Genomic DNA, 12395 nt, shown 5'->3' with positions numbered 1-12395 from the left:
TTGGCATCTTCAATCTTTGCAATGCAGTCTTTTTGAGGGAGCAAGCTACTTCAGCCGAAAGTCGCTGGTGGACCGTCTCAGCGAGGGCCACACGAGCGCTGTAGGACAATCCATCCCGCGCGTTTGTTTGAGCCACGCGGGTCGTCTTCTCACTATCTTAGCGGAGGAAACACCCATGCGATCTCGATCGGAAAACCCCTTTCAGAATGCCCGCCTGCTTGCCGCTGGGCTTGCCTTGGCGGCGCTGACTTGCGCGACGTCCGCCCAGGCCGACGGCACGCAAGCGAAGAGCCTGCTAAAGGCGATGTCGGACTACATGGCAGCGCAGGACGCAATCTCCTTCGAATATGACACGAGCCTGGAGGTCGTCACCAAACAGAAGCAGAAACTGGCCCTTGCAAGCTCCGGCGCGGTGAAGCTCAATCGGCCCGACAAGCTGAACGTCACACGCCAGGGCGGCTTCGCTAACGTCGAAATCGTTTTCGACGGCAAGACACTCTCGGTTCTCGGGAAGGACGCCAACCTTTACGCTCAGACGGAAGTGCCCGGAACGACCGACCAGCTGATCGACGCCTTGCGGGACAAATTCCATCGGCCGCTGCCGGCCGGCGACATCTTGATGTCACACCCTTACGACGCGCTCATGTCCGAGGTCACCGACGTCAAGGATCTTGGGAGTGGGGTAATACGCGGCGAGGAATGCGACCACCTGGCATTTCGCACCAAGGAAGGGGTGGATTGGCAAATCTGGATTGCCCAGGGACAGAACCCCTACCCTTGCCGCTACGTTGTTACCAGCACCAAGGTCGCAGGCTTTCCGCAATATACGATTGACATACGGTCATGGAAGGCAGGGGCGGACGTGGCGGCAGGCGACTTCAGCTTCAAGGCGCCCGACGGGGCTCAAAAGCGGGATTTGAGCAAGCTTCCAGACGCTGACGAACTGCCAGAAATATTCTCCATGAAATGATCGAACTTGAAAGGAGAGACGGCATGCTTAAATGGATCGCTATCACGTTGCTTGCTGTAGTCGCCGGGGGCTCAAGCATCGAATTTCGCGGCCCCCTTCCGGTCGAATTCAACCTGATGCCTTCCGCAGAGGCCAGGGTTGGGCGCCCGCTGACACCGGTCAGCGTCGCCGGCGTTGCCCGCAGGAGCGCAAGGCGATGCGCGGCAGGTGTCTATAACTGTTAGCCAAGGCAACTGCGCGCAGCGACCACGTCCTTTCAACGACAAACTGCGCGCAGCCGCCGGATCTGTCTGTGCAGGGGGGTGTCGACATGGCAAAGGGCTCTACAGAAGACCATTCGTGTGAAACCTCTGCGTTGCTGGCCGAAGTGATCTATCGGTTCGCGTTCGATGCGCCACACGGGCCCCTGCCGCAGGATGCAGATGCTGCTCGTTTGCGGCTCGAGGCTGGCAATCGGGCTTTCGCCGAACTCCTGACCCGATTCGGATCTTCCAAGGCGACAACATTAAGTATCGATATCGACCCGCGGGATCTCGGCCTTTATCCAAGGGGCAGCGGCGCGCCAGCTCAGCAACCGTTCGCGGCAATTGTTGGCTGTGCCGACGCCCGTGTTCCTGTCGAGCTAGTCTTTTCCGAGGGCCCGAACGACTTGTTCGTCGTCAGGACCGCCGGCAACGGCATCGGAGATGATGTCGTGGGGAGCCTGAGCTATGCGATCAGCCATCTCGGGGATAGTCTCAAGTCTATCGTGGTTCTTGGCCACAGCCGGTGCGGCGCCGTTTCTGCGGCAGTCGATGTCTATTTGCAGCCCGCCAAATACATGCATATCGTGCCGCTGAAGGATCTGCGGTGCATCGTGGACCGCACACTGGTCATCGTCCAGCTCGCAGCGACCTGGCTGGAAAGGGCTCATGGAGTAGAGGTCATTCGCCAACCGGGCTATCGCGCCGCACTGATCGAGGTTGCGATCGTTCTGAACGCCGCTCTCACCGCCTATAGCATTCGGACGTGCCTCGGGCTAACCGGAAGCGACTCGATCGATGTCGTTTACGGCATCTATCTTCTGGAGCAACGGCTCGTATGGGCGCCACGAGAAGAAGGGCAGAACTGGTTTGGGCTTGCGTCTGCGCCTCACGACGCGAATGAATTTGCTGTTCTGTGTGATCTCGTGGTCTCCTGTCCCAGGATACAGGCTTTGCTCGTTGCTTAGGGGCGTATCGAGAGCAGGAATAATCTCCGATCACGTGCGATGCCCCCAGGTTCAGGTCCCGGAGGCGCGATCCCAGTCTTGATCAATTGCGCTCAACGCACCACATTTGCGCACGAAAAGAGATTGCCCCCATCGGCGAAAGGAGCACTCCATGGCCGAAACGACCACCACACCGAAAGTCCACAAGACCGATGCCGAATGGAAGGAACTGCTGACCCCCGAGCAGTACCGTATCACCCGCCAGCACGGTACCGAACGCGCCTTTACCGGTCCCTACTGGGATTCCTTCGAGACCGGTCTCTACCGCTGTGTCAGCTGCAATGCGCCGCTCTTCCGCTCCGACACGAAGTTCGATGCCGGATGCGGCTGGCCGAGCTATTTCGAGCCGGTCTCTCCGGAGTCCGTGACCGAACACAGCGACACGACCTATGGAATGGTGCGCACGGAAATCCGCTGCGGCACCTGCGAGGCCCATCTCGGCCACGTCTTCCCGGACGGACCGCCGCCGACCGGCCTTCGCTATTGCATTAACGGGCATGCGATGGTTTTCGAGCCCGGCAAGTAAAATATTGAAACCAAAAAGAAAAGCGGACCCACGGGTCCGCTTTTTTCATATCAGGCCGGCGCATGGGATGAGCGGCGAGCGCCGGTCTTCCAGCACATGCTCTGCTGCAAGCCGTCCGAGCAGCGGTGCGAGAATGACGCCGGGATGACCGACGGCGACATAGGCGCCCTCGATGCCGGGCAGGAAACCGAGCCGCGGCATTTCATCGGAGAAGAATGGCCGGTAACCGGCAGCAGCCTCGACCAATGAGACGCCTTGGGGCAGGCGCAGGCGCTCATGCATGACCTTCAAGATCCGCTCACCAACTCTTTCCGGTGCGTTCTCCGCGGAATCATCGATATAGCTCTTGGCGACATGCAATATGTTGTCCGCTGATTGGCGAATTTCCAGACCGGGGCCGCGGAGGATGCGGTTCACGACAGGCTCTGCGCACCTATAGCGCAGGATGATCGAGGGTGAGGCTTCGACGCCCGTTTGGAAATCCACGCTTTCCGTCAGGCGGTCGACCGCTGTTCCGCCTGCGAGGATCACGAGATCGGCCTCGATCGTGCCATCGGCCAGACGTACGCCACGCACCCGATCGCCCGAAAGGATGAGGCTTTCGACCTTCCGGCCGAAGGTAACGGGCACGCCGGCGGCATTGATCAGGTCCCGCGCCAGCCTTGCAGGATCGAGCGCGAGATCGCGAGGCGAGAAGATCGCGCAGGCGGGAGGCTCAAGGAGATTGGGCTCCAATGCGGCGATCCTTGCGGCATCGACCAGTTCGACATCCGTCCCTTCTGCGCGATGGGCTGCGGCGAAGTCTTCGGTCTCCGCAGTGCTTTTGAGCCAGAACAGGGAACCGTTACGCGCGGCGACAAAGGCATCCGGCAGATCGGACTGCAGGCGGGTATAGTCGGCGAGCGCCTGCTGCACGAGGCCGTAATTGACGGCTCCCGGCACGACATTGATGATATTCACCCAGCCGAAGGCCCGTGCCGTCACGCCGCTGCCGGCTTGCTCATTTTCATCCACGACTTGGACAGTGGCTCCACGCCGGGCCAAATGGAAGGCAAGCGAAGCGCCGACAACGCCGGCACCAACGATAATGACGCGTATCTTTGCAGATGCCATGGCGGAAGCTCTCGTATAAAGCGGACTGAAGAAGTTGGCGGGCTTAGGCGCGCTGGATGACAGAGGGATGAAACAATGTCCATCGTCCGCGAAATCCTGCGCAGCGATCGGCTGGTGTTGCGCGAAATCACCGTCGCGGACCTGCCGGCGCTCGAGCGCATCTTCGCCGATCCGCTGTGCATGCGATATTACCCTTCCGTGAAGGATGCCGCGGCAACGCGCGATTTCTTCGACAGGCTCGCCTTCGGAAGCTATGAGAAAAATGGTTTCGGCCTCTGGGCGATGATCGATCGCGAGAGCGGAGAACTGCCGGGCGACTGCGGGATCACACTGCAGGACACATCGCGCGGATTGGAGCCTGAGCTTGGCTACCATCTCTGGCCGGATTACTGGGGCAAGGGCTATGCCACCGAGGCCGCGCTTGCCTGCCGCGATCATGCCTTTTCGACCATGGGGCTGTCGCGCCTCGTCAGTATCGTCAGCCTGGAAAATCTTCCCTCGCAGAAGGTCGCCGGACGCGTGCATCAGCGGCGAGAGATCTTCAGCAAGCAGAACGCGGCCGGCGAGACGGTGGAACGTTATCTCTACATCAGCGAAAGGGCATCAGACGTATGAGCACAGTTTCCGACGATCCCCTCTACCGCGACCCTTCGCTTGCGCAATTCTATGATACCGCCAATCGCTGGGGGCCGGATTTCGACTTCTGCATGAAGCTTGCGGAAGGCGCCCATTCCGCGCTCGACCTCGGCTGTGGCACCGGAGAACTGACGGCAGCGCTCGCAGCGACACGCGACGTCACTGGCGTGGACCCGGCCGCCGCCATGCTGGATATCGGCAGGGCGCGGCCAGGCGGCGACAAGGTGGAATGGATCGAGGGTGATGCGCGCACCGTTCGCCTCGGGCAGAAATACGATCTCATCGTGCTGACGGGCCACGCTTTCCAGGTCTTTCTGACGGAAGAAGACCAGCGCGCCGCCCTTGCGACAATTGCCGCACATCTCAGTCCCATCGGCCGGTTTGTCTTCGATACGCGCAATCCCGGTTTTCTTGGACAGCAAGACGTGCGTCATAGCAAGGTGCGCCAGCTCGAACATGCGGAGCTTGGTGCGATCGAGGCCTCGGACGAGTCGCATTACGATGAGACGAGCGGCATTCTTTCCTACGAGAACGGCTATCGCGTACTCTCGACCGGCGAGCGTTTCGCCGGACGTTCGAAAATCCTCTACACCCCGCGCGACAAGCTTGCCGCAATGATCAGCGATGCCGGGCTAACCGTCGATGCATGGCATGGCGACTGGGAAGGCAACCCTTTCCAGGCACAGTCGCGGGAGATCATTCCGGTCGGCCGCCTAGCCTGAGTTAATCCTGCTCCTGCGGGCAAGGCCAGTTTGACGGGACGGTAAGCCCCGAAGGCAGCTTCGTGGAGGAATCCCCACAGGCAAGATCGATCTGCGCCTGCTGCAGGCCTGTGGCGGCGGACAGATCCAGCCCCTCGATGCGGGTCAGGAACATGAAGGCACGGTCGAAGCTGATCGGGCCTTCATAACGTGCACCCGTCAGATCGGCGCGCGAGAGATTGGCGAGCGCGAAGCTGACGCCCGTCAGCACCGCCTTGTCGAAATTGGCGCGGCCAAGCTCGGCTTTCTCGAAATTGGCCTTCGTCAGTTGCGCACCGGTGAAATCGGCCCGCTGCAGCTCTGCACCGGCAAAGCTTGCGCCGTCGGCGGCCGCACCTGCAAAGGTGGAGCGGTAGGCCTCGATCTTGCCGAAATTGGCGCCCTGGGCACTTGCTCCGGCCAGAGAGGCGCGCACGAGGGTTGCCTTTTCCGCATTGGCAGATTTGAGGTTGGCACCGCCGAGATCGGTCAGCGAAAAATCCGTGCCGGCAAGGTTGGCGCCCTGCAGGTCGCTGCCCTGAAGCATCAGGTTCTTCTTGTTACACTCCTGCCAGTCGAGCTCCGGCGAAGCCGTGCTGCCGCAACTGGCCGCCATCGATGGCAGCGAATAAGCTGTCATGACCAGGAAGGCCGAAAGACCGAGCACCGAGCGTCCAAACATCAACCTCTCCTCCGCGAGTCGCGCCATCAGAGATTCCTACAAGGCGCAGACTACGATAAAAATATGGTTAGTCCTCGCCAGCAATCAATCTGGAACCGGCCCTATCAGGCCTTCGGTACGCGCAGTTCCATGCAGGTCAGATCCAGCCAGCGGCCGAATTTGATGCCGACCTCGGAAAATGTGCCGGCGATGCGGAAGCCGAGCTTCTCGTGCAGTTTGATGGAGGCGGCATTTTCGGCCTCGATGCCGGCAATCATGACATGGATGTTGGCGGCGCTTGCACGCTCGATCAATGCACGCATCAGCTTTTCGCCGATGCCGGCGCCGCGGCAATCCTTGTCGACATAGACGGAATGCTCGACCGTGTGGCGGTAGCCATCGAAAGCACGCCAATCACCGTAAGAGGCGTAGCCGGCGACCTTGCCATCCATTTCGGCGACGATGACCGGAAAGCCCCTGCCCTTGCGGGCCTTGAACCATTCCAGCCGGTTGTCGAGATCGACAAGCGTTTCGTTCCAGATCGCCGTCGTATGTTCGACGGCGTGATTGTAGATATCTCTGACAGCAGGAAGATCAGCTTCGGCAGCGTCCCTGATAAGAACGGTATTGGTCATGTGGCAGGCCCGGCTCGGAATGGTCGTGTTCGAATAAGCTTGTTTGCACGGGGAATACGCCGGGCGCGGGCTTATGTAAACGCAAGATGTCAGAAGGCGGGGACCGAGAGGCTGAAGCAGGTCAGCACGGCCGAATAGTGCACGGCGGCGGCGGCCACCACGAAGGCGTGCCAGATCGCATTCTGGAAGCGGAGCCTTTCCCAGACATGGAAGATGACGCCCAGCGAATAGATGATGCCGCCGATGATGATCAGCAGCATGGAGGCATAGGGAATGCGCGAAGCGACGGGCTCTGCCACCAGTACGCCGCTCCAACCCATGGCGAGATAAAGCAGGATCGCCAGCCGGTCATACCTGCCCGGGAAAACACATTTGACGAAGATGCCGAAGGCTGCGATCGCCCAGATGGCGATCAGCGTACCCAAGAGCAGCGGGTCATCGGCGCCGCGCTCCAGAAAGGGCGTGTAGGTGGCGGCGATCAGGATGAAGATCGCCGAATGATCGAACCGGCGCAGATACCATTTGGTGCGCGAAACCGGCCAGATATTGTAGGAAAAGGAAATGCCGAGCGTCAGCACCAGTCCCACGCCGTAAACCCAGGCGGCAACAAGCGCGCCGGCCGGGCTCCAGAGAGTGGCGTAGAAGATCAGTACGGTCACGCCGATCAGCGCAAAGAACAGCCCGACGCCATGAACAATGCCGTCCGCGATCAGTTCATATCTGTCGTAGGCCCAGCGAATGCCGTTGAACTCGCCCATGCACGCACCCTTACTCAGAGTAAGGGGATGGTCGCACCGAATTGGGCAAGGCGCAACCGGACGCCTGGTGGCGTCAGGTTAAATCTTTGTGACGAGCCTAGCGTGTTCTTGATGGCGCGCTTACTTGCCCGCCGCGCAATCCTCGCAGAGCGGCGTCTGCGGCAGCACTGCAAGGCGGGCCGCGGAGATCCCGGCGCCGCAGCGGGCACAGGTGCCGTAAGTGCCTTTGGCGATGCGTTCGAGGGCGGCATCAATGGCGCGCAACTCCTCTTCTCCGGCCTGGCCGAGACCTTCCAGCACTTCGTCGTTCTCGTTTTCGATGGCGCGGTCTTCGTCATCGATCGCCTTGGTGCGGCCGAGATCCGTGTCGATCTTTCGCAGGCGCGTTGTCAGTTCGTGCCAGCGATCACGCAGGATCTTTTCCTGTAATTTCATGTCCATGGGTTTCACGTCCTACCGGTCCACCAGCACCGAGCACTTGGCGTGACGCACCACGCGATCGGCGGTGGCACCGATGAAGTAGTTGTAGATATCGGGAAGATGCGAGGCGACCATGATGAGATCGGCACCGTGGTTTTCGGCAGCGGCCAGAATGCCGTTGGCGGGCGGACCGTTGCGGACTTCGACGGTGGCCGGAATGCCGGTCTTGGCAACGAGGCTATCCAGCCTGTCACGGCCTTCCTTCATGGCGTTTTCGACGACGTTTGCCGGCAACTCTATGGCAACGTAGGTCGGAATATCCTCGACGACGTTGAGGAGGATGATCTCGCCGCCATCGTCGAGCAGCTTTTCCGCCTTGCGGAAAATCTTCTCGCCTTTTTCGATGCTGCCGATTTCAATCGGAACGATGATCTTCCTGTACATGCGATCCTCCTTGAGGTGTTGCTCTTCGTCGTCAACTATCCTCTCTGGATAGATAAAGCGCATTGACTGATATCAAGTGGAGAGCCAGGCATCGTCAACGTTTTCAGAACGCTTCATCGTCAAAAATGGGCCTTCTGTGAACAATGCGAATAGGCCATATAGATATCAAGTACAGCAGCCGAGGGGAGCTTACAGGCGAATGGACCGGCGAAAATTCCTCGCGCTCGCTACGGGCGGCACACTTGCCGCCACCGCCGGTACGCCTTTCAATTCCAGGGCAGGAGATCATTCCATGACATCATCAGAAACTTCCTATGCGCTGACGCGCCCTGCCTATATCGACCAGTCGCACCTGGTCGTAAAAGACCTGGCTGCGGTCTCCGGTTTCTATCAGAAGATGCTTGGTCTCTCGGTGCTCGAAAAGACCGCAAGCGGTGAGGTTCTCGGTGTTGCGGGCCTGCCGCTCCTGACGCTGACGACGGACAGCAACGCACGCGAAGCGCCCCGCAACGCCGCCGGCCTGTTTCACACCGCCTTCCTCGTACCCAATCGCACCGAGCTTGCGCGCTGGCTTCGTCATGCTGCGCAGAACAATGTCACGCTCGAAGGCGCGTCCGACCATGTGGTCAGCGAGGCGATCTATCTTTCCGATCCGGAGGGCAACGGCATCGAAATCTATGCCGACCGGCCACATGAAGGCTGGAAATTCCACCCAGACGGCATGGTGGAGATGGCGACCCTGCGGCTGGATCTGCAGGCGCTCTACAACAGCGCCCCCGATGACGCCTGGACCGGAATGGCTGACGGCACTGCGATCGGTCACATCCACCTGCAGGTCGGCGACATTCCGCAGGCGGATGCCTTCTATCGCGACGTGCTCGGCCTGAAGGTGATGGCCCGTTATCCGAGCGCGAGCTTCTTTGCGAGCGGCGGCTATCACCACCATCTCGCCGCCAATATCTGGAACAGCCGCGGCGCCGGGATGCGCGCCGACCACATGACCGGCCTTTCCGACTACAAGATTCGCTTCAACGACAAGGAAACGCTCGACAAGGCCGTGTTGAAGCTCGACGAACTGGAGATCAAGAGCGAGAAACGCGACGGCGGTGTCTTCCTCAGGGATCCGTGGGGCATAGGGCTGACGCTTTCAGCCTAAGGCGACCACCCTCAGACAATATCAGAAGGGTCGTTTCGGAATTTTCCGAAACGACCCTTTTGTTTTCAGGCAATTACCAGTCGCCACAGGCTGGCGATGCAGCGGGTCTCGACGCCATCATGCCGCTGTAATAAACTGGGCGTATCCATCTAGTTTGCAACCCTCAATAGATTTCGCAGCCATTCCCGATCGTATCCCAACCAAATGTCCGCCTACGGACTGAGGAGGCAGAATGACAGTCGAGGACTCCCAGCGCGTCAAGCTGGTGGCGCAGCAGGTCGCGGCTGCCAGTCCGCCTGATGTGCAGGCAGATATCCGGGCGCTGATGCACAGCGCCGATAAACCCGAATGGCTTAGCGAAGCCGGCCGCGCCATGAACGTCCGCTATGGGGGCGTGCGCGCCCTGATGAACAAAGACCAGCCTGTCGAGGAAGGGGTGGATATCGGGCCGCCACCTGTCGGTAACGACGAGACGATCGTCTTTGCCGTCGGCACGCCGGTTTTCCTCGTCAAGAACAATGCCGTCGATATCGACAGCGCCCGCGAGGAGGCCAGGGCGTGGCGTCGCATCCTCACGGAAAACGCCGCGAATGTGAACCGGGCGATGGTCTCGATCGGCCGTGTCGATGTGAGCAACGCCGATCGCGATTATGCCGGCACGGCCTGGGTGATCGACGATGGCCTCGTTGTAACCAACCGGCATGTGGCCAATCTTTTCGCCGAAGCAAGCGGCACCGGCTTCAGGTTCAAGATCGGTTTCGACGCACGCCGCGAGATCGGCGTCAATATCGACTTCCTGGAAGAATACGGCAATGACGCCAGCGACGAGGTGAAGATCGAACGCGTCGTCTGGGTGGCGCCGGAAAGCGGGCCCGATGTCGCCTTCCTGAAACTGGAGCAGAAGTCCTCGCCGGTCGGACGTTTGAAACTCGACCTTGCTGTCGATCTGCCAGTGCGCAATCTGCCGGTTGCCGCCATCGGTTATCCCGCCAGCGATTCCCGCTTCTCCGACCAGAGGCTTGCCGAAAAGATCTTTGGCGGCGTCTTCACCAAGAAGCGGCTTGCGGTCGGCAACCTGCTGGCCGCCGATGAGAACCGTGTCACGCATTCCTGCTCCACCCTCGGCGGCAATTCCGGCTCTCCGCTGCTCGACATCGGCACCGGGAGGGTGACCGGGCTTCACTACAGCGGCACCGAATTCATCGAGAATGACGCGGTCCCGGCAGCCGTGTTGCAGCGCTGCCTGCAACGCGCCCGCGGACTGCTCGAAGCGCCATCGAACGGGGAGATCATCGTGAGCGGCAAGGACGGCAACAGCGGCGGCGGAAGCGGAACAGGCAGCAGCGGCGGGAAAGTAACGTTCACAGTGCCGCTGAAGATCACCGTTGAACTCGATGCCGCTGCGCTGCAATCATCGCTTTCCGGCGGACCGACACTCTCTTCTTCGGGATCGACCTTCGTCGTGAATACGGCCGGTTCCGGCACCGATGCGGCAGCGGTTGCGCCGATCGCGATGCCGACCAAGGAACAGGTGTTTGCAGCGGTGCGCAGCGCGCGATCGCAATTTGCCAATCGCGAGGATGTCGTCGCAATCAAACCGGGCTATCGCTTCGAGAATGGCGAGATCACCGATCAGCGCGCCGTCGTGATTGCGGTCAATCGCAAGCTCGAGTTGGGTGCCCTGGAAGCACGCGGCCGCACGAAACTGCCTGATTATATCGATGGCGTTCGCACCGATATCACCGTCGCCTCGGCACAGGATCTCTTCGGCATCGATCTGGACGAAGCAGCGACGGCAAGCTGGCACACGAATTACAAGCCGCGTCCCGATCTGCCGCTGAGCCGGCGCCCGGTCGGCGGCAAATTCGTCATCCATACCGGACCCGACGCAAGCTGGCCGCAGCTTGGCCCGTTCCTGTCGAAGACCCGCACCTCGCTGGTCGTTGCCATGTACGATTTCGGAGCGACGAATGTGGCCAACGGCGTGCTGGATGCGGTCAAGGGTCAGGCCGAGACCATCTCCATGGTGCTGCAGATGGGCGGCAAGGTGCATGACGGCGACCTGACGGATGCCGAAGCGGTCGCTCAGATCCGCGATGCGAAGGGCAACAAGTTCGATTTCGCGCCGGCGAGCGTCGGCAAGGACGGCATCTTCGATTCCGCCTATCACATCAAGGTCGCCGTGCGTGACCACAAGGCCATGTGGCTCTCGAGCGGCAATTGGCAAAGTTCCAACCAGCCAAACGTGGCGCCTTTGACGAACAAGGATGACGAGGCATCGGCGCTGCGGCTCTACAATCGCGAATGGCATGCCATCCTTGAAAACGCTGAGCTCAGCAAACTCTACGAGGCGCATATCCTGCGCGATCTTGCAGAGGCCAAGACCGTGACGGAGGCCGGCATCGTGCCGGAACAGCTGGTGTTCCTGCCAGCCAATCTCGCCATGGATACGCTCGAGGCGCCTCAGAAGCCGCGCTATTTCCAGCCGCTGACCGGCGAGCGCACGATCGACGTGCAGCCGATCCTGACGCCCGACAACTATATCGACGTCGTATTGCCGTTCATCCAATCGGCCAAAAGCCGGATCTATTTCCAGAACCAGAGCTTCAATACCAGGACAGTGGGCGACAACTATCGCCGGCTCCTGGATGCGCTGCTTGAAAAGCAAAAGGGTGGCCTCGACGTGCGCATCATCTTCCGCAGCTTCGGCTCCGAGGACCGCGACGTCATCAGCAATGCCAAGGATTACGGCTTCGATACCAACAAGATCCGCAAGCAGAAGAACTGCCATACAAAGGGGATCATCATCGACAGTGAAGCCGTCCTGATGGGCAGCCACAACTGGACGACAGCCGGCACCGGCTTCAACCGCGATGCGAGCCTGATCTTCTATGATGTGGAGATCGCCAAGTTCTACGAGGAAATCTTCCTCTACGACTGGAACCGTATCGGCCCGGCAAAAATAGATGAAAATCTGCCGCCCCCGGTGCTTGCGCCGGCCGGAGCGGAAACGGCACCGCCATCAGGCTACATTGCCGTCCCGCTTTCCATTGCACTTGGGCGGTGAATTTGGAACGGCACGGCTAG

General features: G+C 60.3%; 14 protein-coding genes. 8 read left to right on the top strand and 6 right to left on the bottom strand.

Annotated features, from left to right (window positions below):
- Nucleotides 1-175: 175 nt before the first annotated feature.
- The 4 genes from AC1DF8_RS31010 (at nt 176) to msrB (ending at nt 2745) form a co-directional block, all read left to right on the top strand.
- The gene (locus AC1DF8_RS31010) at nt 176-970 is read left to right on the top strand and encodes a DUF2092 domain-containing protein (protein ID WP_478156431.1); all 795 of its coding nucleotides are present in this window, start codon (nt 176-178) and stop codon (nt 968-970) included.
- The gene (locus AC1DF8_RS31005) at nt 967-1194 is read left to right on the top strand and encodes a hypothetical protein (protein ID WP_478156429.1); all 228 of its coding nucleotides are present in this window, start codon (nt 967-969) and stop codon (nt 1192-1194) included. The genes AC1DF8_RS31010 and AC1DF8_RS31005 overlap by 4 nt, the downstream gene beginning before the upstream one ends.
- Nucleotides 1195-1325: 131 nt before the next feature.
- The gene (locus AC1DF8_RS31000; RefSeq protein WP_478156427.1) at nt 1326-2180 is read left to right on the top strand and encodes a carbonic anhydrase; all 855 of its coding nucleotides are present in this window, start codon (nt 1326-1328) and stop codon (nt 2178-2180) included.
- Between the two features lie 151 nt (nt 2181-2331).
- Complete coding sequence (gene msrB / locus AC1DF8_RS30995) at nt 2332-2745, top strand: peptide-methionine (R)-S-oxide reductase MsrB (protein ID WP_113209994.1); 414 nt, start codon at nt 2332-2334, stop codon at nt 2743-2745.
- A gap of 45 nt (nt 2746-2790) precedes the next feature.
- On the opposite strand, the gene AC1DF8_RS30990 is transcribed toward msrB, so the two are convergent.
- Entirely contained in the window at nt 2791-3858 is a 1068-nt protein-coding gene (locus AC1DF8_RS30990) for an NAD(P)/FAD-dependent oxidoreductase (protein WP_478156425.1), read from the bottom strand.
- A 75-nt stretch (nt 3859-3933) separates the two neighbouring features.
- Between AC1DF8_RS30990 and AC1DF8_RS30985 the strand changes: the two genes are divergently transcribed.
- Nucleotides 3934-4473, top strand: a complete 540-nt coding sequence (locus AC1DF8_RS30985) for a GNAT family N-acetyltransferase (RefSeq protein ID WP_478156423.1) — start codon at nt 3934-3936, stop codon at nt 4471-4473.
- Nucleotides 4470-5216, top strand: a complete 747-nt coding sequence (locus AC1DF8_RS30980; RefSeq protein WP_478156421.1) for a class I SAM-dependent methyltransferase — start codon at nt 4470-4472, stop codon at nt 5214-5216. The genes AC1DF8_RS30985 and AC1DF8_RS30980 overlap by 4 nt, the downstream gene beginning before the upstream one ends.
- Nucleotide 5217: 1 nt before the next feature.
- Here AC1DF8_RS30980 and AC1DF8_RS30975 read toward each other — a convergent pair whose 3' ends face one another.
- The 5 genes from AC1DF8_RS30975 to AC1DF8_RS30955 all read right to left on the bottom strand — a co-directional run bounded on the left by AC1DF8_RS30975 (nt 5218) and on the right by AC1DF8_RS30955 (nt 8152).
- A complete protein-coding gene (locus AC1DF8_RS30975; protein WP_018114159.1) occupies nt 5218-5916 on the bottom strand; it encodes a pentapeptide repeat-containing protein in 699 nt (232 codons plus the stop codon).
- Between the two features lie 104 nt (nt 5917-6020).
- Complete coding sequence (locus AC1DF8_RS30970; protein ID WP_113145906.1) at nt 6021-6530, bottom strand: GNAT family N-acetyltransferase; 510 nt, start codon at nt 6528-6530, stop codon at nt 6021-6023.
- 89 nt (nt 6531-6619) lie between these two features.
- Nucleotides 6620-7288 (bottom strand): PAQR family membrane homeostasis protein TrhA, encoded by a 669-nt coding sequence (trhA, locus tag AC1DF8_RS30965; RefSeq protein ID WP_112543107.1) that lies wholly within the window; start codon nt 7286-7288, stop codon nt 6620-6622.
- A 120-nt stretch (nt 7289-7408) separates the two neighbouring features.
- Nucleotides 7409-7729 carry a TraR/DksA family transcriptional regulator gene (locus AC1DF8_RS30960; RefSeq protein ID WP_112543106.1) on the bottom strand — a complete coding sequence of 107 codons (321 nt, stop codon included), beginning with the start codon at nt 7727-7729 and terminating at the stop codon, nt 7409-7411.
- A 12-nt stretch (nt 7730-7741) separates the two neighbouring features.
- Nucleotides 7742-8152 carry a universal stress protein gene (locus AC1DF8_RS30955; protein WP_018114083.1) on the bottom strand — a complete coding sequence of 137 codons (411 nt, stop codon included), beginning with the start codon at nt 8150-8152 and terminating at the stop codon, nt 7742-7744.
- Nucleotides 8153-8351: 199 nt separating this feature from the next.
- Between AC1DF8_RS30955 and AC1DF8_RS30950 the strand changes: the two genes are divergently transcribed.
- Together AC1DF8_RS30950 and AC1DF8_RS30945 are read left to right on the top strand one after the other, a co-directional pair.
- A complete protein-coding gene (locus AC1DF8_RS30950; protein ID WP_478156417.1) occupies nt 8352-9308 on the top strand; it encodes a VOC family protein in 957 nt (318 codons plus the stop codon).
- Nucleotides 9309-9540: 232 nt separating this feature from the next.
- Nucleotides 9541-12375 carry a phospholipase D-like domain-containing protein gene (locus AC1DF8_RS30945; protein ID WP_478156415.1) on the top strand — a complete coding sequence of 945 codons (2835 nt, stop codon included), beginning with the start codon at nt 9541-9543 and terminating at the stop codon, nt 12373-12375.
- Nucleotides 12376-12395 lie beyond the last annotated feature (20 nt).

The organism is Rhizobium sp. 05N49 (assembly GCF_056396805.1).
This window is presented reverse-complemented; position numbering and strand designations above follow the sequence as displayed.